The following is a 22,543-nucleotide window of genomic DNA, read 5'->3' on the forward strand; positions in this document are numbered from 1 at the left end:
CTCAGGCACCACGCCCCATCATGCTCGCCGCTTGTTCCGTCGCCTCGGTGGTTCGAGTGGCCAGCTTGCGCACTTCATCGGCCACCACGGCAAAACCACGCCCGGCCTCCCCTGCGCGCGCCGCCTCGATGGCCGCGTTGAGCGCCAGAAGGTTGGTCTGGCTGGCGATGCTCTGGATGGTGCCGACGATCTGCGTCAACTGGGTGATGTTCTGCTCCAGGTTTCGTTGATGCTCGGCCTCGGTTTCACGCAGTGCATCCTGCTCATGCTGCAGGTTCACATCCACCAGCGCACCGACCACACGCAGCGGCGCACCACTGGCGTCACGGCGAGTCTGGCCGCGCGCCCTGAACCAGCGGTATTCGCCCGTTTTCATTTTCAGACGGTACTCGATATCGAACGGCGTCTTGCCCGAGTGATCATTCAAGTGCGCACCGAAGGCCGCCAGGCTGCGGTCCTTGTCCTCGGGGTGCAACCGCGATGCCCAGCTGTCCAGAACATCCGGAAATTCTTCGACCGTTTCAAAGCCCAGCAGCCGGCGGAACTGGGGCGACCACCAGAAGGGATTTTTCGGGTTGACCGGATCACCGGCGATCACCTCCATATCCCACAAGCCGTCCGACAGCATCTCGCGGGCGAGTTCGAAGCGGGTGATGATCACGTCATGCTCAAGATCGCGCTCGAGTTCATCGTGGATATCACGCAGCGATCCGGCGACCCTCAGGGGCAGGCCTCTGGCATCACGCAAGGTTTCGCCCTGCGCATAGAACCACCGGTAGGTGCCGTTTTTCATCGCCAGCCGGTTGCGCACCTTGTACGGCGTATTGCCCGACTTGTCGTTGAGATGCCTGGCAAATGCATCCAGTGTGGCCTGCTTGTCTTGCGGGTGCAGGCGGTCGGCCCAGCTGGCCAGTACATTGGGGAAATCGCGTTCGTCATTGAAGCCCAGCAGGTTACGAAGTTGTTGCGACCACCAGAAACGGTTCTTCGGGTTGACCGGGTCACCGGCAACCACCTCCATGTCCCAAAGCCCTTCGCTGGAGGCTCTGTTGACCAGGTCAAAGCGCGTTTCATAGGCGGCTGCAGAAGCGGCGGCCTCGGCGAGAAGACTGCGCGCGGTTTCCAGCTCCTGCTGCAGTTCATCGATACGTTGCTGTTCGTTGCGACTTCTGGCGTCGAGCGTCGTCCAGGCGTCATTGACCGCCGCTGCCGCCGCGCAGCCTTCAACGTCCGGCCTGGCGCCTTGAGAAATAGAGGACAACAGTTGCTCAAGCGCGCGCCTGTCACGGCGAAAACCAAAAAGATGCAGCATGGAGAACTCACTCGGTAAGGGTAATGGGCCTCATCCATGGCACTTTGCCAACTATATAGTTCAGCCCGTCACCTGTAGTACACATTTTTGCTGGCGCGCCGACGGGACGTCGGTTTAACAGGCTTTCAGGGTTGATTAAAAAAAGCGCCGCCGTTAAACAGGGCACCTACACGACCTGTGCGCCATGGAGGCCCCAGACAAACGCTTATGTCAGACACTACTGTTTCCCGAAACCGCCGCGCCCCCAAGGGCGAAAAACGCCGTGAAGAAATACTGGTTGCCGCCCTCGGGCTGTTCTCGCTGGAAGGTTATGCCGGGGCATCGATTGCCCGCATTGCCGATCTGGTCGGGATATCGGTCGCCGGGGTCCTGCATCACTTTCCCAACAAGGCCGCCTTGCTGATGGCCGTGCTGGCCCGTCGTGACGAGGTCAATCAAACGGTTGCCGACTCGCTGCAGAGCGAACCGACCCTGGAGGGTTTCGTTGAAGGGCTACAGCAGATCAATCGGTCGAACGCCACGGCACCCGGTGTCGTTCGAGCGTTCAGCATTCTCAATGCCGAAAGCCTGGTGGAGTCGCATCCGGCCTGGGAATGGTTCCAGTCCCGGTATCAGATGATTCATCAAAGAATGCGCGCCCGACTCGATAACCTCGTGGCGGCAGGGGAAGTGCGCGGGGATGTGGACCTGGACCTGACCATCCAGCAGGTGCTGGCGATGATGGACGGGCTACAACTGCAATGGTTGCGCTTCCCGGAAAAAACCGACCTGGTCACCAGCTTTGAAAGCTACATGGCCCAGGTCAGAAGGGATATACAGGCGTAGCGGTGTGGCCGCCCACTTGGCTCGCGAATGCCGACTATCAGCCACCGAAGATGTTGAACAGGTCGGCCCTTTCGCGAGCTGTGCTCGCTCCTACGGAAATTGTGTCGTACTTGGTATCAAGGCCTGTCCAAACTCCGTGGGAGCGAGCGCCAGCTCGCGAATGCGAAGGTGCAGTCACCCCCGAATGTGCTGAGTTCACTGGCCCTTTCGCGAGCTGCGCTCGCTCCTGCGGAATTTGTGTCGTACTTGGTATCAAGCCCTGTCCAAACTCCGTGGGAGCGAGCGCCAGCTCGCGAATGCGAAGGTGCAGTCACCCCGAATGTGCTGAGTTCACTGGCCCTTTCGCGAGCTGCGCTCGCTCCTGCGGAATTTGTGTCGTACTTGGTATCAAGCCATGTCCAAACTCCGTGGGAGCGAGCGCCAGCTCGCGAATGCGAAGGTGCAGTCACTCCAAATGTGCTGAGTTCACTGGCCCTTTCGCGAGCTGCGCTCGCTCCTGCGAGTGCGGTGAGTCGGATCAGTACTCGGTGTTGCCTTCGTAGTCGGCGTTACCGTTGCTGTCGTCGATGTTTTCGTCCTGGTTGAACAGGCCGCCGGTCTTGACCGCAGGCAGCGTGGCCTTGACCGAGTTCAGCGCCGAACGTGGCAGCGGGTTGCTGGTGGTGGTCGACAGTTCCTGACGGAACGAGTTGACCAGCTTGGCATTCAGGCGGATATCGTCGGATGCCGCGCCCACGCCGATGTTGAAGGTGTCGGCATCGACCACCCACTGCTTGCTGGTGTCGTCGTAGTAAGCCAGCGAGCGGTCGTTGAGCTCGATGGTCACGTGACGGGTTTCACCCGGCTTCAGGAAGACCTTCTTGTAGCCCTTGAGCTCTTTGACGGCACGTTCGACTTTCGGGTTCTGTTGCCCCACATACAGCTCGGCCACTTCGGAGCCTGCGCGCTGGCCGCTGTTGGTCAGGTCGAACGACACCTTGATCGGCGTGTTGCCCACGGCAACGCCCGGCGTGACCGAGATGTTGTTGTAGCTGAAGCGGGTGTAGGAAAGGCCATGGCCGAAGGCGAACAGCGGCTTGGTGCCGGTCTTGTCGTAACCGCGATAGCCGAGCATCGTCAGGTCGTTCTTGTAGCTGATTTCCTTGAGCGTGCGGGTGTTATCGAAGTTCGGGAAGTCCGCGTACAGCGGGTTGTCTTCGATGTTGCGCTCGATACTGATCGGCAGCTTGCCCGACGGGTTGACCTTGCCGAACAGAATCTCGGCCAGTGCCTGACCACCGTTCTGACCCGGATAGAAAGCATGCAATGCCGCCGGAACCTGGTCGATCCAGTCGCTCATCTTCAGGCCCGTGCCGCCGTGCATGGTCACGATGGTGTTGGGGTTGGCCTTGGCGATGTTCTGGATCAGCTCGTTCTGATACTCGGGCAGGTCGAAGCTATGGTCGAATCCTTCGCCTTCGTATTCGTTGCTGTTACCCACCGCGACCACCACAGCGTCGTAGTTCGACAGGTCGGCAGGTGCTGTCAGCGAAGCCCAGGCCATCTGCACGCCGACCAGCCCGCCCATGGTGGACAGGTAACCGTCGCGGCGCGAGTACTCAAGCTTGACGTCGTAAGCCTTGCCGGCTTCCAGCTTGATCTTGCCCGAGACCGGAATGGTCGGCGGGATGCTCTTGTTGGTGATGTTCTCGCCATCGCCATTGTCGATGACCTTCTGGCCGTTGACCCACAAGCGCACGGCACCGTCGGCGCGTACCTTGAAGACCTGCTCGCCGCTGGTGACCGGCGTCATCTGGCCGCTCCAGCGAATGGAGGTGTTGGCGGTGTCGCCATCGCTGGGCAAATCGTCGGTGGACCAGTCCATGTCGACGTGGGTGTCGATACGGGTCGACGACGCATCGCCGGACCAGTTGGCGTTGGTGAAGAACTCGGTTTTCAGACCGGCAACGGCGTTGCCCTTGCTGTCGGTGGTCGTCCACTTGGAGGCAGCAGGGTCCAGCGACAGGCCATCGAGAAACTCGACCTTGGCGCCAGGCGCCATCTGTTGCAGGCCGCTCAGCTCGCTGATGTAGTGCGTGGCATCGACGTGGGCACTGCCAAAACCGGTAGGTGGCGCGTATTTGGCCAGATCGCCGACCACGGCGATGCGCTTGACCTTGGCCTTGTCCAGCGGCAGCACGTCGTTCTGGTTTTTCAGCAGCACGATGCCTTCACGGGCGATATTCAGGGCGACCTTGTTGCTGGTCGCGCTGTTCATGTTGTGGGCAGTCAACGGTGCGATTTTGTCGAACTGGTACAGGTAGATGTTCTTGAGGATGCGGCGGACCTTGTCATCGATGGTCGCCATGTCCAGCTCGCCACTGTCCAGATACGGCTTGAGCACCTTGCTGTTCATCTGGCCGCCCATCATGTCCAGGTCGGTGCCGGCCTTGGCGGCAGGCAGACCATTGACGATGGCGTTGTAATCGCTTTGTACCAGGCCCTTGAAGCCCCATTCCTTCTTGAGAATGTTGGCGATCAGGTGCTCGCTTTCGCAGGCGTACTCGCCGTTCACCTTCTGGAACGCACACATCATCATCGCGACCGTGCCGTTCTTGGTCGCCGACTCGAAGGGCGGCAGCGTCATTTCGCGCAGGACACGCTCGGGCATGACCTGATTGAGGATGAAGCGGTTGGTTTCCTGATCGTTGCCCGCATAGTGCTTGGCTTCGGCCCAGACACGGCGCTGCTGGATACCGTTGATCACCGCAGGACCGAGGCTGGCGCCCAGGAAAGGATCTTCACCGGAGAGGTATTCGAAGGCGCGGCCGCTCCACGGCATGCGATACAGGTTCATGCCGGGACCGGTGACGAACTGATAGCCGCCGGTGGCGGTGTCGTAGCCCAGGGCGCGGCCGAAATCGAGGGCGCGACGCGGGTTGAAGGTGGCCGCCAGGTTCGGGCCGGACGGATAGACCACGCCCGGATCATTGCCTTCGCTGGTGTAGCGGATGCCCGCGCCGCCGTCGGCGCCGTGAATCTGTGGCACGCCGTACTGAGACAACGGCTTGACGTCCCAGCCACCGATCCCGCCGATGTAGGCCAGTTTTTCTTCCTGGGTCATCTTCGCCAGGGTTTTCTCTGCCGCCTTGTCGGCGCGCACCTCTCTGGCGGCCAGTTGTTCCTGGGTGGTCGCCGCGTTGGCATGACCGATTGCCAGGCTCAACAGAGCCAATGCACCAAACGTTCTACGGGTTCGCATAGATAAAAACACTCCTGATATCGCCTGCGCGCAATGGTCGCAGTTGACACGCCACACGCCTTTTATTCCGGGCAATAGTTCGCCTATACCGGTGCTTCATAATGAAACAGCGGACGAATAAACGTGACGCGCCTGCAAGCAAAGAACCTGGGCGATATAACTACTTAAATAAACTACTGGCACTACGCCAGTTAAATACGCGGTGATTCCCCGCGACATTTAAATTAAGACAATTGTTTTTAGTTGAAGTCAAACGAAATATAACAGTCATGAAACACATGGAAATTTTTTGACACACTCAGTGAACCTTAGCTAAACCTATAGGTCTGTAGGTTTAACAATTTTTACCAAACCTGCATCGATCCCCTGTGAAAAACCGGGCTATCCGAGGCCTGAAGCCTGCATCAACGCCCTTCCGCAGGGTGATGCCATCATTTCAACATTGTTAAAAAACTGGAGATTCATCATATGAAATTGCCACTAGTTGGTACGATTGCTGCCCTGACCCTGTCGTTCGCCGCGACAACTATGGCGGCCGAGGCCGAGACAAAAGAAACAGTATCGGGCGCACCTGATTCCACGGTCATGACCCAGGCCAAGAAAGTAAAGACCGAGAAAAAACAGCACAATCAAGTTCAAGCCGACGAAAACACCCGCGGCCGCCCAACGAATAAAACCGCCACACCGTCCAACTAACAGCCTGCACTAAAAAAGCGCCTTCGCTCCGGCGACTCATTAAAACCACGTCGTGCCCCTACTTTGAATCCTATTCACCTCCAACAACTGGCCACCCACTCGACGCAGGCACTGTGTGCCTGGCTGCTGGCCAATGCCGGACTGAAAACAGGTGATCTGGATCGGGCACGACGCCTGGCGCAAGAGTCGCCGGGCAGCTCGCTGACCGAGTTGCTCACCCGCCTGGGCCTGGTCTCTGAACTGGACCTGGCCAGGGCGTGGGCATCGACGCTGGAGACGCCCTTGCTGGTCGCCGACGCGGTCCCGATTCCCGGTGATGCCCTCCCCGTCCTCAGCGAGCGCTTCCTGCGTCACCACCGATTGCTGCCTATCGGCAAACATGCCGACGGCATCCACGTGCTGACGGCCAATCCGGGCAATAGCTATGCGCTGGAAGCGGTGCGCTATGCGTGCCAGTTGCCGGTGTACCTGTCGGTCGGCCCGGCCAGTGAAGTCGACGGCCTCATCGAGCGCTTCTACGGCCAGGGCCGCTCGGCCATGGGCTCGCTGATCGAAACGATGGACGACCACAGCGGCGCCGAAGAAGACATCGAGCACCTCAAAGACCTGGCCTCCGAGGCGCCGGTCATCCGCCTGGTCAATCTGATTTTGCAGCGCGCCGTAGAACAACGCGCTTCAGACATTCATATCGAACCCTTCGAAAGCCAGCTCAAGGTGCGCTATCGCATCGACGGCGTGCTGCACGAAGCGGAGGCGCCGCCCTCCAGCTCTTCGGCGGCGATCATCTCGCGCCTGAAGATCATGGCGCGACTGGACATCGCCGAGCGCCGCCTGCCTCAGGACGGGCGGATCATGCTGCGCATCCAGGGCAAGGAACTGGATTTGCGCGTCAGCACGGTGCCCACCAGTTTTGGCGAGTCGGTGGTCATGCGCCTGCTCGATCGCCAGACCGTGAGTTTCGATTTCCCCAGCCTGGGCATGGACGGCGAGCGCCTGCAGAATTTTCTCGATGTGCTGGAAAATCCCCACGGCATTCTGTTGGTGACCGGCCCCACCGGCTCAGGCAAGACCACCACCCTGTACACCGCGCTGTCACGCCTGAACACCGCCGAACGCAAGATCATCACGGTGGAAGATCCGGTGGAGTACCAGCTTGAGGGCATCAACCAGATTCAGGTCAAGCCTTCGATTGGCCTGGACTTCGCCGGCGCCCTGCGCTCTATCGTGCGTCAGGACCCGGACGTGATCATGATCGGCGAAATGCGCGATCTGGAAACCTGCCGGATCGCGATCCAGTCCTCGCTCACCGGCCACCTGGTGCTGTCGACCCTGCACACCAACAGCGCGGCGGCGAGTATCACCCGCCTGCTGGACATGGGCGTCGAAAGCTACCTGATTGCCTCGACCGTCAAAGGCATTCTGGCGCAGCGCCTGGTGCGCCGGCTCGATCCGGTGACCCGCATCGCGTTTGAAGCGCCTGCCGAGCTGATCGCCGAACACGGCCTGGAGCGCTTCACCGAACAGCGGCCGATCATGCTCTACCGGCCCGCCAGCGAGTTGCCGGGCGGCGGTTATCACGGCCGCAGCGCGATCACCGAATTGCTGGTGATGAACGAAGAGCTGCGCACCCTGCTGATGCGCCAGGCCGACGCTGCCACACTGGAAGCCGCCGCCCGACGCGGCGGGCTGCGCACCCTGTATGAAGAAGGCCTGCGCCAGGCCGTCGCGGGCGTGACCTCGCTTGAAGAGGTGCTGCGCGTCACGCGCGGCGATTGATCATGGCGTATTTCAAATACCGCGCGCTGGATGCCGATGGCATCGCGCAGAACGGCACGCTGGAAGCGCCAGACCACGACGCGGCGGTGGCGATCGTGCAAAAGCGCGGCCTGTTGCTGCTCAGCCTCGAAACAGGGTCGACCAGCGGCCTGGGCGCGGCCATGCGTCGTAACGCGCTGAACGGTGCGGCGCTGGTCAGCTTTACCCAGCAACTGGCGACGCTGATTGGCGCCGGCCAGCCGCTGGAACGCGCGCTGGGCACCTTGCTGCGCCAGAGCCACGAGCCCAAACGCCAGGCACTGATCGAGCGCATTCGTGAGCAGGTCAAGGCCGGCAAGCCGTTGAGTCAGGCCCTGGAAGAAGAACACGGCCAGTTCTCGAGCCTTTACATCAGCATGGTCCGCGCAGGTGAAGCCGGCGGCTCGCTGGAAAACACCCTGCATCAGCTCTGCGAATACCTGGAACGCAGTCAGAAGCTGCGTGGCGAAGTCATCAACGCCCTGATCTACCCGATCTTTCTGGTGGTCGGGGTGCTGGGTTCGCTGGCGTTGCTGCTGGCGTACGTGGTGCCGCAATTCGTGCCGATCTTTCGCGATCTGGGCGTCCCCATTCCACTGATCACCCAGGCGATTCTGGGCCTCGGTGAATTTCTCAGCGCTTACGGCCTGTTGCTGTTGGCCGCCATCGTTGCGTCGATCTGGGGCGTTGCCGTATTGCGCCGCGACCCGCAGCGACGCCAGCAGCACGACCGGCGCCTGCTGTCGATGAAAGTCATCGGCCCGCTGCTGCAACGTATCGAAGCGGCGCGCCTGGCTCGCACCCTGGGCACGCTGCTGAGCAACGGCGTTGCGCTGCTGCAGGCCATGAACATCGTTCGCCAGGTGTGCGGCAACCATGCGTTGCGTGCCCAGGTCGAGCAAGCCACCGACCGGGTCAAGGGCGGCGGCACGCTGGCGCAGGCATTCGGCGAGCAACCGCTGCTGCCAGAGCTTGCGCTGCAGATGATCGAGGTCGGCGAACAGGCCGGCAACCTCGACAGCATGCTGCTCAAGGTCGCCGACGTTTTCGATGTCGAGGCCAAGCGCGGCATCGACCGCATGCTCGCCGCCCTGGTGCCCAGCCTGACCGTGGTCATGGCGGTGATGGTGGCGGTGATCATGCTCGCCATCATGCTGCCGCTGATGAGCCTGACCAGTAACATTTAGAGGAACCACCGCAATGAAAACCCTTAAGTCGGCCCGTCGTCAGGGCGGTTTTACCCTGCTGGAAATGCTCGCGGTCATCGTCTTGCTCGGCATCGTCGCCACCATCGTTGTGCGTCAGGTCGGCGGCAACGTCGACAAGGGCAAGTACGGCGCCGGCAAGGCGCAACTGGCCAGCCTGAGCATGAAGATCGAAAGCTACGGCCTGGATGTCGGCTCGCCGCCCGCCAACCTGCAGCAACTGGTGGCCAAGCCTGCGAACGCCACCGGCTGGGCGGGCCCGTATGCGAAGCAGTCCGACCTGAAAGACCCGTTCGGCCACGCCTTCGGTTATCGCTACCCCGGCGAGCACGGCAGCTTTGACCTGATTTTCTTCGGCCAGGACGGCCAGCCCGGCGGCGACGGCTACAAAGCCGACATCGGTAACTGGGAATAACATGCGCGCCCTGCCCCGCGCTCGCGGCTTCACCCTGTTCGAACTGCTGGTGGTGATCGTACTGATCGGCATCAGCGTCGGGCTGGTGGGGTACGGCGTGGGCCAAGGCCTGCACAGCGCCAGCGAGCGGCGCGCCTTGGGCGAAGTGGTCCAGGCGCTGCGCGCGGCACGGGTGCAGGCCATCGTCACCGGCCAGCCTGCGCGCACGCAGTTTGATTTGAACAGCGGCCGCTTTCAGGGACCGCTGCAAAAGGCCCGGCAGTTGCCCCGCGACATGCAGGTGCAATTGCAGACCGCTGACGGCCTGGGCCCGGCGTTCGAGTTCTACCCGGACGGCGGCTCAAGCGGTGGCCATCTGTTGCTGACGCGCAACGACAAACGCTGGCGGGTCGACATCAATTGGCTGACCGGCAATGTTCAGTTGCGCACGCTCAATTGAACCGTGAGCGCGGCTTTACCTTGCTGGAAATGCTCGCCGCCCTCGCGGTACTGGCGGTGTGCAGCAGTGTTCTGGTGGCGGCGTTCGGGCACAGCGCTCGAGCGCTGCAACAGGCGCAGCGCAGTGACCGACTGAGCCTGACTGCGCGCTCGCTGATGGATGAAGCCAGCGCCGGGCGCTTGCAGTCAGGGCTGACCGAAGGCCGCTGGTCCGGGGTGAACTGGCGACTGAATGTCAGTGCATTACCGGCGGGCAATGCTTCGATCGACACCTGGCGACTGGATCTGGAGGTCAGCGACGGCGTGCGAAAAGCGCATTACAGCGCCCTGCAACTGCGCAGTGCGGGGACCGGTTCCGGTTCCGGTTCCGGCTTCGATTCCGAGGCTGAGCAATGAAGCGTCGGGCGCAAGGCTTCACCTTGCTCGAAGTGCTGGTGGTGCTGAGCCTGCTGGGCGTGCTGCTGATGTTGATCGCCGGCGCCATCACCGGCGCCAACCAGGCGATGGCCAAGGCTGAACGCTACAGCACGCGACTGGACGAGGTGCGCTCGACGCAGAACTTTTTGCGCAACGCCCTCGGTCAGACCTTGCCTCTGTCGGCAGGCACACCCGGCGTCAAGCAGTCGCCGGTGTTTGCCGGTGAGCCGCAAAGCCTGAGCTTTTACGCGCCGCTGGTTGCCAGCCTCGGCGGTGGCTTGTACCGCTACAGCGTGACGCTGGCGGCGGATCAGCGTTTGCAGGTCAGCCTGCAACGTCTGCATGACCAGGGCTTGTTGCCTGCCGGCGAACCGCAAGTGCTGCTGCATCAGGTGCGCAGTGTGCGTTTCAGCTACCGCGGGATCTCGCCACAAGGCACCGCCAGCGACTGGCTGGAGCATTGGCCATGGCCGGGGCGGCTGCCGGAAAGCGTGCGCATCGATGCGCAACTGGCCGGCCCCGTGCCCTGGCCGCTGCAAAGTATCGACCTGCGCCTGGACTTGTCCGGCGAGGCGCAAGCGTTATGAGCAACCAACGCGGGGTCGCGCTGCTGCTGGTGTTGTGGGTGCTGGCGCTACTGGGAACGCTGCTCGCCGGGCTGACCGGCTGGGTGCATCTGCAGAATCGTCAGGCGCTGTGGCAGCGCCAGCACACGCAAGCGGTACTCGCCGCTGAAGCGGGCGTGAGCATGGCGGTGCTGGCGCAACTGGACCGCGATCCGCAGCGGCGCTGGAAGGCCGACGGCCAGCCGCACACGCTGCGCTTCGATGAGGCCGCATTGCAGGTCAGCCTGAGCAGTGAGGCTGGCAAGCTCGATATCAACGCAGCGCCGGCGGCGTCGTTCGCCCGACTGGTGCAGGCGTGCGGCGGATCGGCCGGGCGCGCCAGGCAACTGGCACAGACGCTGGAGCAACGCCGGGGCGGTAACCCGGCACCGCTGCGGGTGATCGAGGAGGTGCGCGAGCTGCCGGGCATGGATCAGGCGCTTTATCGCTGCACCAGCGCCCACCTGACGCTGTGGAGCGGGCTGCCGGCGCCGGATTCGCGCCTGGCATCGCCCTGGCTGCGGCAGGCATTGAACCTGGCCCAGAGCACCGGCACGGCCGACGACGCAGGATCAGTCATCACCGTACAGAGCCAGGCGACATTGCCTGGCGGTTTTACCACGACGCTGAGCGTCACCCTGTTACTGAACCCATTGAAGGAGGGTGTCAGGCCTTACCGGGTCCTGCGCTGGCAAGAATGAAGCATTTATTTTCCAGACGGCTTGGGCCGCTGCAGTCCAGGGTCTACAGCCAGTGGCGCGACAGCCGCGCACAACAGCTATGGCAGGCCTGGCTGCATGAACTGCAAAACATGCTGCCTGCCGCAGTGCGCGCGCGCCTGCTGCCTCAGGTACACGAACGCCTGATCGACTGGCCGCTGGGTGCCGACAGCCAGCAACGCGCCGATGAGCGCCTGATTCTGGTCTTGCCCGCCAGCATGGTGTTGGCGCAAACCCTGTTGCTGCCCATGGCGGCGTTGCGCGACCTGCACAACGTCATCGGTTTCGAGCTCGACAAGTACACGCCCTACCCTCGCGAGCAGATGCACTATGTGGCCCGCGTTATCGGCAAAGAGGGAACACAGGCGCAGGTGCTGCTGGTGGCGATCCTGCGTGATCGTCTGCAGCCGGCCATCGACGCTTGCAAGGCTCAGGGTCTAGCGCTGCATGGCGTCGACAGCCGCAACGCGCAGGGCGTACGCCTGGGTGTCGATCTGTTGCCCGCCGGGCAGAAACCCCCGCGCATCGGCGGTGCGCGCCTGCCCCGCTACCTGGCGCTGGCGTGCTGTGCGCTGGTAGTGGCCTGCATGGCGCTGTGGCTGGATGCGCGCACGGCCATGGTCGACGCCATGCAACAGAGCGTCGAGGAGCAGCGCACCCAGGTGCAGCAGGTTCAGAACCTGCGCCGCGAACTGATCAACACCCAGGGCGCCGCGCGCTATCTCGCGCAACAGAAAGCCGCGCAGCCGACGCTGTCCAGCCTGCTGGTCGACCTCACCGGTTGTCTGGGCGCCGATACCTGGGTCGAGCAACTGGAGATCGCCGAGGGCGGCGCGGTTTCCATCGCAGGGCAAAGCGCCAGGGCCAGCGCCCTGATCACGCGCATGAAGGACTGCAAGACGCTACAGGATGCGCAGTTCCAGGGAATCATCCAGCCCGACGCGCAGACTGGTAAAGAGCGTTTTTCGCTGCGCGCACAGCTGCGCAAGGAGGCCACCGATGCGCCGTGAATTGACCAGCCGGGAACGTCGCGGCGCCGCACTGATCGCCTTGGCGCTGGTGCTGTGGGCGGCGTGGTGGTTGCTGGTACAAAGCTGGTTTCTCGATCCGCTGAGCGTGCTGCAAGAGCAAGCCGACAGCCTGCGCGCACAGCAACAGCGCTACGCCGGGGTGCTTGAGCAACGCGGCAGTCTCGAACAGCAATTGCAGGCCGCGCGGCGCGATCCTTCCAGCCGTACCAGCTTGTTGCCGGGTGAAGACCCCAGCGCGGTCGCCGCCGACCTGATGCAGCGCAGCCTCGACCTGGTCAAGGCGCATGCCAATCAGGGCCCGGGCTGCGAGGTTACGCAGCGCATGCCGATCACGGCCCAGCGCGACAGCGCAGAGCCCTATCGCCAGGTAAAAGTCAGCCTGACGCTGGAGTGTGCGATGGAGCCGCTGGCCAACCTGCTGCACGACTTCGAATACAGCCAGCCGTTTCTGTTCATCGACAACCTGAGCCTGCGCCGCGCCACGTCGGCCCCGGCCAGCGGCGGCGCGGGACGTTTGCAGATTCACCTGTTGCTGCGCGGCTACCTGCAACAGGCGCCCGATCCAACGCAGGCAAAAGCACGGCCGCGTGCATCGACCGCGGAGCCTGAAACATGAAGTTCGACACACTGACCCTCGCGCTGCTGGCAAGCACGGCGCTGTTGAGCGCTGCGGCCGTGAGCCTGGCCATGGGCGCCGGGCAATCGGTGGACTGGCTGGCGCCGGGCCCGGCCCGTGAAGTTGCGCCTGCACAGGCGCTGCAACCGGCCGCGCCGCTGCCGCCCCAGGCCCTGGCGCTGATCTGGCAGCAGTCGATGTTCAGCCCCGATCGCAAGCCCGACCTTGCCACCGGCAAGGCGCAAGCATCTTCACTGGACGGCATCAGCCTCAGCGGCGTGATCATCGATGGCCAGGCGCAATGGGTGCTGCTGCGCATGCCGGACAAACGCCACCTGAAGCTTGCCGTCGGCAGCAGCCTTGATAACGGCTGGACGCTCACCGGCGCCACGCCCCAGCAAGCCACCTTCACGCACCAGGGCCAGACCCGCGAGCTGCGCCTGCCAAGACTTCGCCTTCCACCCCCTTCGAAAACTCCTCTCATTACCCTTCCAGACGTACCCACACCATGAACAATCGCTACCTTGAGTTTCCCCGTTTGCGCAGCCCCCTTCTGTGCCTGGCCACCGCCGTGGCACTGGCCGGTTGCGCCACCACACCGGAGCGTTTCGAAAACGATCCGGCATTGATGCAGGAAGCACTCGATGGCACCGGTTCACAGCGTCCGCCACTGACCGAGACAGCCGCGCCGAGCAGCCAGGCGAACCCACCTGCCGCAGCGTCCAGACGCCAGCAGATCATTCGCGGCAACCAGACGTTCGTACGCGGGCCGGGAGCCGCGCAGCCAAAATCAGGCGCGGCGCAGCCGGCTGAAGCCAGTGGCGATATCGTGTTCAATTTCAGCAATCAGCCGATTGAAGCGGTGATCAACAGCGTGATGGGCGATCTGCTGCACGAAAACTACAGCATCAACGAGGGCGTCAAAGGCGACGTCAGCTTCTCGACCTCCAAGCCGGTGAACAAACAGCAGGCGTTATCGATCCTCGAAACCCTGTTGTCCTGGACCGACAACGCAATGATCAAGCAGGGCAACCGCTATGTGATCCTGCCGGCCAACCAGGCGGTGGCGGGCAAGCTGGTGCCTGAAATGCCGGTGGCGCGACCGTCGAACGGGTTGTCGGCGCGGCTGTTTCCGCTGCACTACATCTCGGCCACCGAGATGCAGAAGCTGCTCAAGCCGTTTGCCCGCGACAATGCCTTTCTGCTGGTCGATCCTGCGCGCAACGTCCTGAGCCTGGCCGGTACGCCGGATGAGCTGGCCAACTATCAGGACACCATCGACACCTTCGATGTCGACTGGCTCAAGGGCATGTCGATTGGTGTCTACGGCTTGCAGCGCGCCACCGTGGGCGAGTTGATGCCGGAACTGCAAAAGATGTTCGGCCCCGACAGCGGCATGCCGCTGGCAGGCATGGTGCGATTCCTGCCCATCGAAAGAACCAACTCGGTGGTGGCAATCTCGTCGCAGCCGCAGTACCTCAGTGAAGTGGGTGACTGGATTCACACCATCGATGAGGGCGGCGGCAACGAACCGCAGATGTACGTGTACGACGTTCGCAACATGAAGGCCACAGACCTGGCCAAGTACCTGCGCCAGATCTACGGCAACGGTCAGATCAAGGATGACAGCGCCGCCAGGGTCGCCCCCGGCTTGCGCACCCGCTCGCTGTCCTCGCTCAACGGCAGCGGCGGCGGCAGCACTGGCGAGATGGGGCTGGGCAGCAATGGCAGCAACGGCGGCCTGCAGACCGATCTGCAGCAGAACGAAGAAGATGGCGCCAGCGAAGAAACCGACGATGGCAGCGGCATGGGCAGTGACAGCGCCGAGGGCAGCGACAGCGAGATGGCCAGCCCGGAGTCCGGCGCCAGCAAGCGCCTGGATGACAGCACGCGCATCACCGCGCAGAAAAGCAGCAACCAGTTGCTGATTCGCACCCGCCCCGCGCAATGGGCCGAGATCGAGTCCGCGATCAAGCGCCTGGACAATGCGCCGATGCAGGTGCAGATCGAAACGCGCATTCTGGAGGTCAACCTCAACGGTGAACTGGACCTGGGCGTGCAGTGGTATCTGGGCCGCCTGGCCGGAAACTCCGCCAGCACCACGGTCGCCAACGCCGCGGGCAGCCAGGGTGCGCTCGGTGGCGGAGGCGCCGGGCTGGGCGCCACTGACTCGCTGTTCTACTCCTTTGTCAGCAGCAATCTACAGTTCGCCCTGCACGCCCTGGAAACCAGCGGCCGTACGCAAGTGCTGTCGGCACCGTCGCTGGTGGTCATGAATAACCAGCAGGCGCAGATTCAGGTGGGCGACAACATCCCCATCAGCCAGACCACGGTCAACACCAACGTATCCAACACCACGTTGAGCAGTGTCGAATACGTACAGACCGGGGTGATTCTCGATGTGGTGCCGCGGATCAATCCGGGCGGCCTGGTGTACATGGACATTCAGCAGCAGGTCAGCGATGCCGACAACACGCAGGCGGCGGACAACAACGGCAACCCGCGTATTTCCACCCGCTCGGTCTCCACTCAAGTGGCCGTGCAAAGCGGCCAGACCGTTTTGCTCGGCGGGCTGATCAAACAGGACAATGCCGACAGCGTTGCAGCGGTGCCCTATCTGGGACGTGTACCGGGACTGCGCTGGTTGTTTGGCAATACCAGCAAAAGCAAAAAACGCACAGAGCTGATTGTGCTGATCACGCCCAGAGTGGTCACCAACAACAGCCAGGCGCGACAAGTGACCGATGATTACCGGCAACAGTTGCAGTTGATCAAGCCTGCGAAATAGGCGGCGGGAGCGCTGATGCACCGGGGCAGATGGAATTGCCCTGGTAGTCGACGAATCACTATGAAGCTCGATGCCAACAAAATCCGGGCAATAAAAAAGCCACCCTGAGGTGGCTTTTTTATTCGCTTCAAGGAGTTCAAGGCCTTGAAGCTGTGTATGGCGCAGCGGACGGGACTCGAACCCGCGACCCCCGGCGTGACAGGCCGGTATTCTAACCGACTGAACTACCGCTGCGTATCGCTTGTGTAACTCTGCTAATCGACCTGAAACAGACTTTCGGTAGTTTGTTTCACTGCCTGATTGAATCACCCTTGGGCTCTTCAATCGCAGACCCGGCGAACCCGGTCTGGATAATATGGCGCAGCGGACGGGACTCGAACCCGCGACCCCCGGCGTGACAGGCCGGTATTCTAACCGACTGAACTACCGCTGCGCATTCAGGACTTTCACCCTGGTTTTGACACTTTGAAGACCCTCGTGAAACAGCCTTCAAACTCAACGATGGTGGGTGATGACGGGATCGAACCGCCGACCCTCTGCTTGTAAGGCAGATGCTCTCCCGGCTGAGCTAATCACCCTTTGCTTCGCTGAGGCCGCGAAATTTACGCACCTGACGAACCTAAGTCAATAGCCTGATTGAAGTTTTTTTCAAACTCACTTCTTCGGCAATGATCTTCACCCGAACTCAAAGATGCCGGCGACATGTTTTCTTACCGTTGGAGCAAACCTGTAACAACACACTGACGCCTTCGCTGCCGACTCTTCTACCCTGTGGCGTAACTGTCGCAATGGAACCTGCACAACCATGAACAATCCACACTTCGTGCTGAGCGCTCTGGCACTCTCTACAGCAGCATGGCCCATGATCAGCCTCGGCAATCCGTCGCAGACCGCTCAGGTAACTCGCCATGACAACACGATCACCTATCAAGGCGAACTGAGCACCGAGGCCAACCAGCGCGCCTTCGACCTGCTTACACCGTCGGTGACCCGCCTGAAGATTCACAGTCCGGGCGGTAATATCCTGGCAGGCATGGCCTTGGGCGAGTGGGTACACAGGCACGGCATGGATGTAGAAGCCCTGGAACTCTGTTTTTCATCCTGCGCCAACTATGTATTTCCTGCGGGCAAGCGCAAGATTCTTGGCCCCCACACCCTGCTTGGCTGGCACGGCGGTGCAACGCAAAAAGCGTCCGTCGACTATGTGGGTCGTCTGCAGAAATTCCAGCCACAAGAAATCGCCCAGCTGCTCGACGACCTTGTTCGACAGGTGGTGCAAGAGACGGTGTATTTCAACAGGATAGGGGTTGCGCAGGTATCCACGGTGTACGGGCAACGACCAGAGTTCGATGCCAGTACGCAGGATTGCACAGGCTGGACATACTCTCTGCAAGCCATGCGCCGGCTGGGGATGGTCAATGTTGAAGTCGGGGAAGGCGGATGGAATCCGCCCGGCACCCTTGGAGGCAAATGCATCTACACCATCGAACAGATCGAACAGATCGAACAGATCGAACTCGATGACGATGCAGTCCCCGCTTACTCCTGATAAATCATCTTGCGGCTCATGCCGCCGTCGACCACGAACTCCTGCCCTGTCACGAAACCTGCGTTGCGCGACAACAGCCAGGCGACCATGGCCGCTACATCTTCCACCGTACCGACGCGGCCAACCGGGTGTTGCGCATGGTCGGCGTCAGCCAGCGGCTCGGCGCGTCTTGCCGAAGGGTCACGGGCATCGATCCAGCCGGGGCACACCGCATTGACGCGGATTTCCGGGCCCAGGCTGATAGCCAGCGCATGGGTCAGGGCCAGCAGGCCGCCCTTGCTCGCCGCATAAGCCTCTGTGTCGGGCTCGGACTGGTGAGCGCGGGTCGAGGTCAGATTGACGATACCGCCACCGTGAGCGCGCAGATAAGGCGCGCAGTGCTTGGCCAACAGCATGGGACCGCTGAGGTTGACCCCCAGTACGCGGTTCCAGTGCTCAAGACTCAGGCTTTCGAGTGTGCCGTTGTGCGCCTCGGACACTGCCGCGTTACACACCAGCGCATCCAGACGCCCGAACTGGCGCAGCACCTGCGCCACGCCACCGACTACCTGACCTTCGTTGGCCACGTCCATGAAAATGAACAAGGCGTTCTCGCCCAGGCTTTCGGCGACTTTGGCACCGCGAATGCGGTCCACATCGGTCAGCACCACCTGCCAGCCTTCACTGATCAGCCAGCCCGCGATGCCCAGGCCGATGCCGCGAGCGGCACCGGTCACCAGGGCGACGCGACCATTGCTGTGGCTGTGGACCGGCAGCGACCAGTCACTCACAGTGCCGCCAGCCCGCGCGCCATGTCCGCTTGCAGGTCAGCCACATCTTCCAGGCCGACCGCCACGCGGATCAGGCTGTCGCTGATACCAGCCGACGCACGCTCCTGCGGGGACAGGCGACCATGGGAGGTGGTGGCCGGATGGGTGATGGTGGTTTTGCTGTCGCCCAGGTTGGCAGTGATCGACACCAGGCGAGTGGCGTCGATAAAGCGCCAGGCGCCCTCTTTGCCACCCTTGACCTCGAAACTCACCACGGCACCGAAGCCTTTTTGCTGGCGCTGGGCCAACGCATGCTGCGGATGGCTCTTGAGGCCGGCGTAGTGCACTTTCTCGATGCCGTCCTGCTGCTCCAGCCACTCGGCCACGGCCTGAGCATTGGCGCAATGAGCACGCATGCGCAGGCTGAGGGTTTCCAGGCCCTTGAGGAAGATCCAGGCGTTGAACGGGCTCAGGGTCGGGCCTGCGGTGCGCAGGAAACCGACCACTTCCTTCATCTGCTCGCTGCGACCGGCAACCACACCGCCCATGCAACGGCCCTGGCCGTCGATGAACTTGGTGGCCGAATGCACAACCACATCGGCACCCAGTTTCAGCGGCTGTTGCAGCGCCGGGGTGCAGAAGCAGTTATCGACGACCAGCATCGCGCCCTTGGCATGAGCGATTTCAGCCAGTGCCGCGATATCGACCAGTTCGGCCAGCGGGTTGGACGGCGATTCGACGAACAACAATTTGGTGTTGCTCTTGATCGCCGCGTCCCAGCCAGCCAGTTCGGCCAGCGGCACGTAGTCGACTTCAACGCCGAAGCGCTTGAAGTACTTCTCGAACAGGCTGATGGTCGACCCGAACACGCTGCGCGACACCAGCACATGATCGCCGGCGCTGCACAGGCTCATCACCACCGACAGAATCGCGGCCATGCCGGTGGCCGTGGCCACCGCTTGCTCGGCACCTTCAAGGGCGGCAATGCGCTCCTCGAAGGCACGCACGGTCGGGTTGGTGTAACGCGAATAGACGTTGCCCGGCACTTCGCCCGCGAAACGCGCGGCGGCATCGGCCGCCGTGCGGAACACGTAGCTGGAGGTGAAGAACATCGGGTCGCCGTGTTCGCTTTCAGGCGTACGGTGCTGACCCGCGCGCACGGCCAGTGTGTCGAAGCCTACACCTTCGAGATCACTGTCCAGGCGCCCTGCATCCCATTGCTCAGACATGCACGTATTCCTTGTACCAATCAGTTGTTGTACAGATCGATGATCGCACTCACCGCCTGGGTCTTGACCTTGGCAGCGTCGTTACGCGCATCTTCGATCCGGTTCAGGTAGTGCTCGTCGATGTCGCCGGTGACGTACTTGCCGTCGAAAACCGAGCAGTCGAAGTTGTCGATCTTGATCTTCTTGCTGCCGCTGACCGCTTCGATCAGGTCACTCAGGTCCTGATAGACCAGCCAGTCGGCGCCGATCAGATCAGCCACTTCCTGGGTGCTGCGGTTATGCGCGATCAGTTCGTGAGCACTCGGCATGTCGATGCCGTAGACGTTCGGGTAACGCACAGCCGGTGCCGCCGAGCAGAAATACACATTCTTGGCGCCGGCTTCGCGGGCCATCTGAATGATCTGCTTGCAGGTGGTGCCGCGCACGATCGAGTCGTCGACCAGCATCACGTTCTTGCCGCGGAACTCAAGCTCGATGGCGTTGAGCTTCTGGCGCACGGATTTTTTCCGTGCAGCCTGGCCCGGCATGATGAAGGTACGGCCGATGTAACGGTTCTTGACGAAGCCTTCGCGGAACTTGACGCCCAGATGGTTGGCCAGCTCCAGCGCCGCCGTGCGGCTGGTGTCCGGAATCGGGATGACCACATCGATGTCGTGCTCCGGGCGCTCGCGACGGATCTTGTCGGCCAGACGCTCGCCCATGCGCAGACGCGCCTTGTACACCGAAATACCGTCGATGATCGAGTCCGGACGCGCCAGGTAGACGTGTTCGAAGATGCACGGTGCGTATTTTGGATCGGGTGCGCACTGACGGGTATAAAGCTTGCCGTCGTCAGTGATGTACACCGCCTCGCCTGGTGCCAGGTCGCGGATCAGGGTGAAACCCAACACGTCCAGGGCCACGCTTTCGGAGGCGATCATGTACTCGACGCCTTCGTCGGTGTGACGCTGGCCGAACACGATCGGACGGATCGCGTCAGGGTCACGGAAGCCGACGATGCCGTAGCCGGTGATCATCGCCACGACGGCGTAACCACCACGGCAGCGTTTATGCACATCGGTCACGGCCGCGAAGATGTCTTCTTCGGTCGGCTGCAGCTTGCCGCGCACGGCCAGCTCATGGGCGAACACGTTGAGCAGCACTTCCGAATCGGAATTGGTGTTGACGTGACGCAGGTCCGACTCGTAGATCTCCTTGGCCAACTGAACGACGTTGGTCAGGTTGCCGTTGTGCGCCAACGTGATGCCGTAAGGCGAGTTGACATAGAACGGCTGGGCTTCGGCCGAAGTCGAGCTGCCCGCTGTTGGATAGCGCACATGGCCAATGCCCATGTGCCCGACCAGACGCTGCATATGGCGCTGCTGGAACACATCACGCACCAATCCATTGTCCTTGCGCAGGAACAACCGGCCATCATGGCTGGTCACGATACCGGCAGCATCCTGGCCGCGATGCTGGAGGACAGTGAGCGCGTCATACAGCGCCTGATTGACATTCGACTTACCGACGATTCCGACGATGCCACACATGCGACACAACCCCTACTTAGTGGAACTGGATTTACCGAGCACGTCCTGGGCCATTTCCGGCGACAGTACCTGCTCCTTGAACGGTAGATCGGCAGGAATGCCGATACCGCTGGTGGACCACTGACTCGTCATCCCCAGAACGAGGTTTTTCGACCAGTCAGCGACCATGAGAAATTGCGGAAGCAGACGCGATTGCTGCCACCATTGATCCTGTTGTACCGGCCCCAGGCTCATCAGCCCGACCGCAATGACAACCAGCAGGCCGCCGCGCGCCGCGCCGAAGACCATACCCAGAAAACGATCGGTCCCGGACAGGCCGGTGACGCGAATCAGTTCGCCGATGAGAAAATTGACCATGGCGCCTACCAGCAAGGTGGCGACGAAAAGAATGATGCAACTGGCAATGACACGCGCTGAAGGCGTCGCAATGTAGTCAGCCAGATGATAGGCCAGCCCCGCGCCGAACATCCAGGCGACCGCACCTGCAATGATCCAGGTCAGCAGCGACAAGGCTTCCTTGACGAAGCCGCGCTTGAGACTGATCAAAGCGGAGATGGCGATAATCGCAAGAATCGCCCAGTCAACCGGAGTAAGTGCCACGTTGCAGCCTGCAGACGGATAAGGCGGCGCATTTTAGCAGAGCGGCCGCCCCTCGGTAAGCGGCGATTATCGGCGTAGCGCTTTTTCTCGAAAACGCAGGCTATCAGCCGCGTTCAGGCTGGAAGCGCACCACGATACCCTTGAGCTTTTGCTGCTTGTCGAGCTGATCGCGCAGGCGCTCGGCTTCTGCACGCTCGATCAGCGGCCCGACGAATACCCGGTTCACGCCGTCTGCGGTGCGGATATAAGCGTTATAGCCCTGGGTGCGCAGGGTTTTCTGCAGGTTGTCGGCATTGGCGCGATTGGACAGGCTGGCCAGTTGCACCGACCAGCTCACCGACAGGCCGTTGGCATCGACACCGCTTGGGGTAGCCGGTTTGGCCGGTGCTTGCGCAACCGGTGCCGGTGTTGATGCGGGTGCCGGCTTGGGCGCTGGAGCGGCCGGCGCCGCAGGCTTGGGTGCCGGCGCGCTGGCAACCGGTGCTGAAGATTGCGCGGGCGCGGTGGGCGCAGGTGCGATCGGCATGGCGGGCGGCGCATTGCCTGTTGGCGCCTGATCGACCAGCACTTGCTGCTGCTCGGGCACCGGAACCGGCTCGATTTGCACCGGTTGAACCACCGGTGCCTGAGGCGCCGCCGGGGCGTCGACCTGCACCGAACGGGTCTCATCCTGGCGAGTAAACAGCATCGGCAGGAAGATCACCGCCAGGGCGATCAATACCAGAGCACCGACCATCCGCTGCTTGTAAGCCTTATCCAGAAACGCCATGTGCAGCTTCCTCAAT

20 protein-coding genes, 3 tRNA genes and 2 pseudogenes are annotated in these 22,543 nt (G+C 62.0%); 14 read left to right on the forward strand and 11 right to left on the reverse strand.

The features are described 5' to 3' along the window. Positions 1-16: 16 nt before the first annotated feature. Positions 17-223 (reverse strand): annotated as a pseudogene (locus ACYAS9_RS24330) (methyl-accepting chemotaxis protein); the annotation flags it as partial. Positions 224-289: 66 nt separating this feature from the next. Further along, positions 290-1,312: pseudogene (locus ACYAS9_RS24335) on the reverse strand (PAS domain-containing protein); the annotation flags it as partial. Between the two features lie 207 nt (positions 1,313-1,519). On the opposite strand from ACYAS9_RS24335, the gene ACYAS9_RS24340 reads away from it, so the two are divergent. Then, positions 1,520-2,137 (forward strand): TetR/AcrR family transcriptional regulator, encoded by a 618-nt coding sequence (locus ACYAS9_RS24340; protein ID WP_463570991.1) that lies wholly within the window; start codon positions 1,520-1,522, stop codon positions 2,135-2,137. Between the two features lie 517 nt (positions 2,138-2,654). On the opposite strand, the gene ACYAS9_RS24345 is transcribed toward ACYAS9_RS24340, so the two are convergent. After that, the gene (locus tag ACYAS9_RS24345; protein WP_463570992.1) at positions 2,655-5,378 is read right to left on the reverse strand and encodes a beta-glucosidase; all 2,724 of its coding nucleotides are present in this window, start codon (positions 5,376-5,378) and stop codon (positions 2,655-2,657) included. Positions 5,379-5,846: 468 nt separating this feature from the next. Between ACYAS9_RS24345 and ACYAS9_RS24350 the strand changes: the two genes are divergently transcribed. The 12 genes from ACYAS9_RS24350 (at position 5,847) to gspD (ending at position 16,102) form a co-directional block, all read left to right on the forward strand. Then, positions 5,847-6,074, forward strand: a complete 228-nt coding sequence (locus ACYAS9_RS24350; protein ID WP_463570993.1) for a hypothetical protein — start codon at positions 5,847-5,849, stop codon at positions 6,072-6,074. A 72-nt stretch (positions 6,075-6,146) separates the two neighbouring features. Further along, positions 6,147-7,850: a type II secretion system ATPase GspE gene (gene gspE / locus ACYAS9_RS24355; RefSeq protein ID WP_463571369.1), complete on the forward strand. Its 1,704-nt coding sequence runs from the start codon at positions 6,147-6,149 to the stop codon at positions 7,848-7,850. Positions 7,851-7,852: 2 nt separating this feature from the next. Beyond that, positions 7,853-9,055: a type II secretion system inner membrane protein GspF gene (gene gspF / locus ACYAS9_RS24360; RefSeq protein ID WP_463570994.1), complete on the forward strand. Its 1,203-nt coding sequence runs from the start codon at positions 7,853-7,855 to the stop codon at positions 9,053-9,055. Between the two features lie 13 nt (positions 9,056-9,068). Then, positions 9,069-9,488: a type II secretion system major pseudopilin GspG gene (gene gspG, locus ACYAS9_RS24365; protein WP_463570996.1), complete on the forward strand. Its 420-nt coding sequence runs from the start codon at positions 9,069-9,071 to the stop codon at positions 9,486-9,488. A gap of 1 nt (position 9,489) precedes the next feature. Beyond that, complete coding sequence (locus tag ACYAS9_RS24370) at positions 9,490-9,927, forward strand: GspH/FimT family pseudopilin (RefSeq protein ID WP_463570997.1); 438 nt, start codon at positions 9,490-9,492, stop codon at positions 9,925-9,927. After that, entirely contained in the window at positions 9,924-10,322 is a 399-nt protein-coding gene (locus tag ACYAS9_RS24375) for a type II secretion system protein (RefSeq protein ID WP_463570998.1), read from the forward strand. The genes ACYAS9_RS24370 and ACYAS9_RS24375 overlap by 4 nt, the downstream gene beginning before the upstream one ends. Beyond that, the gene (locus ACYAS9_RS24380; protein ID WP_463571000.1) at positions 10,319-10,930 is read left to right on the forward strand and encodes a prepilin-type N-terminal cleavage/methylation domain-containing protein; all 612 of its coding nucleotides are present in this window, start codon (positions 10,319-10,321) and stop codon (positions 10,928-10,930) included. Before ACYAS9_RS24375 ends, ACYAS9_RS24380 begins: the two co-directional genes overlap by 4 nt. Next, entirely contained in the window at positions 10,927-11,649 is a 723-nt protein-coding gene (locus tag ACYAS9_RS24385; protein WP_463571002.1) for a type II secretion system minor pseudopilin GspK, read from the forward strand. Before ACYAS9_RS24380 ends, ACYAS9_RS24385 begins: the two co-directional genes overlap by 4 nt. Next, positions 11,646-12,677, forward strand: coding sequence for a PilN domain-containing protein (locus ACYAS9_RS24390; protein ID WP_463571003.1), 1,032 nt, complete (start codon positions 11,646-11,648; stop codon positions 12,675-12,677). Before ACYAS9_RS24385 ends, ACYAS9_RS24390 begins: the two co-directional genes overlap by 4 nt. Then, complete coding sequence (gspM, locus tag ACYAS9_RS24395) at positions 12,667-13,314, forward strand: type II secretion system protein GspM (RefSeq protein WP_463571004.1); 648 nt, start codon at positions 12,667-12,669, stop codon at positions 13,312-13,314. Before ACYAS9_RS24390 ends, gspM begins: the two co-directional genes overlap by 11 nt. Then, entirely contained in the window at positions 13,311-13,826 is a 516-nt protein-coding gene (locus tag ACYAS9_RS24400; RefSeq protein WP_463571005.1) for a hypothetical protein, read from the forward strand. Before gspM ends, ACYAS9_RS24400 begins: the two co-directional genes overlap by 4 nt. Continuing rightward, positions 13,823-16,102, forward strand: a complete 2,280-nt coding sequence (gspD, locus tag ACYAS9_RS24405; protein ID WP_463571006.1) for a type II secretion system secretin GspD — start codon at positions 13,823-13,825, stop codon at positions 16,100-16,102. Before ACYAS9_RS24400 ends, gspD begins: the two co-directional genes overlap by 4 nt. Before the next feature lie 157 nt (positions 16,103-16,259). Here the strand turns inward: gspD and ACYAS9_RS24410 are convergent. The 3 genes from ACYAS9_RS24410 to ACYAS9_RS24420 all read right to left on the reverse strand — a co-directional run bounded on the left by ACYAS9_RS24410 (position 16,260) and on the right by ACYAS9_RS24420 (position 16,680). Further along, positions 16,260-16,336 (reverse strand) — tRNA-Asp (locus ACYAS9_RS24410). 122 nt (positions 16,337-16,458) lie between these two features. After that, a tRNA-Asp gene (locus ACYAS9_RS24415) sits at positions 16,459-16,535 on the reverse strand. A gap of 69 nt (positions 16,536-16,604) precedes the next feature. Then, positions 16,605-16,680, reverse strand: a tRNA-Val gene (locus tag ACYAS9_RS24420). Positions 16,681-16,907: 227 nt separating this feature from the next. Between ACYAS9_RS24420 and ACYAS9_RS24425 the strand changes: the two genes are divergently transcribed. After that, positions 16,908-17,651, forward strand: a complete 744-nt coding sequence (locus ACYAS9_RS24425; protein WP_463571007.1) for a hypothetical protein — start codon at positions 16,908-16,910, stop codon at positions 17,649-17,651. On the opposite strand, the gene ACYAS9_RS24430 is transcribed toward ACYAS9_RS24425, so the two are convergent. The 5 genes from ACYAS9_RS24430 to ACYAS9_RS24450 all read right to left on the reverse strand — a co-directional run bounded on the left by ACYAS9_RS24430 (position 17,642) and on the right by ACYAS9_RS24450 (position 22,527). Beyond that, positions 17,642-18,421: an SDR family oxidoreductase gene (locus tag ACYAS9_RS24430; protein ID WP_463571009.1), complete on the reverse strand. Its 780-nt coding sequence runs from the start codon at positions 18,419-18,421 to the stop codon at positions 17,642-17,644. The two genes, ACYAS9_RS24425 and ACYAS9_RS24430, sit on opposite strands and share 10 nt — an antisense overlap. Further along, the gene (locus ACYAS9_RS24435) at positions 18,418-19,629 is read right to left on the reverse strand and encodes an O-succinylhomoserine sulfhydrylase (protein ID WP_463571011.1); all 1,212 of its coding nucleotides are present in this window, start codon (positions 19,627-19,629) and stop codon (positions 18,418-18,420) included. Before ACYAS9_RS24435 ends, ACYAS9_RS24430 begins: the two co-directional genes overlap by 4 nt. 20 nt (positions 19,630-19,649) lie before the next feature. After that, the gene (purF, locus tag ACYAS9_RS24440; RefSeq protein ID WP_459748706.1) at positions 19,650-21,158 is read right to left on the reverse strand and encodes an amidophosphoribosyltransferase; all 1,509 of its coding nucleotides are present in this window, start codon (positions 21,156-21,158) and stop codon (positions 19,650-19,652) included. A gap of 12 nt (positions 21,159-21,170) precedes the next feature. Then, positions 21,171-21,758 carry a CvpA family protein gene (locus ACYAS9_RS24445; RefSeq protein ID WP_463571012.1) on the reverse strand — a complete coding sequence of 196 codons (588 nt, stop codon included), beginning with the start codon at positions 21,756-21,758 and terminating at the stop codon, positions 21,171-21,173. Between the two features lie 103 nt (positions 21,759-21,861). Further along, positions 21,862-22,527 (reverse strand): SPOR domain-containing protein, encoded by a 666-nt coding sequence (locus tag ACYAS9_RS24450; RefSeq protein ID WP_463571013.1) that lies wholly within the window; start codon positions 22,525-22,527, stop codon positions 21,862-21,864. Positions 22,528-22,543: the final 16 nt, after the last annotated feature.

The sequence above is a fragment of the Pseudomonas sp. HP_08 genome (genome assembly GCF_055284095.1).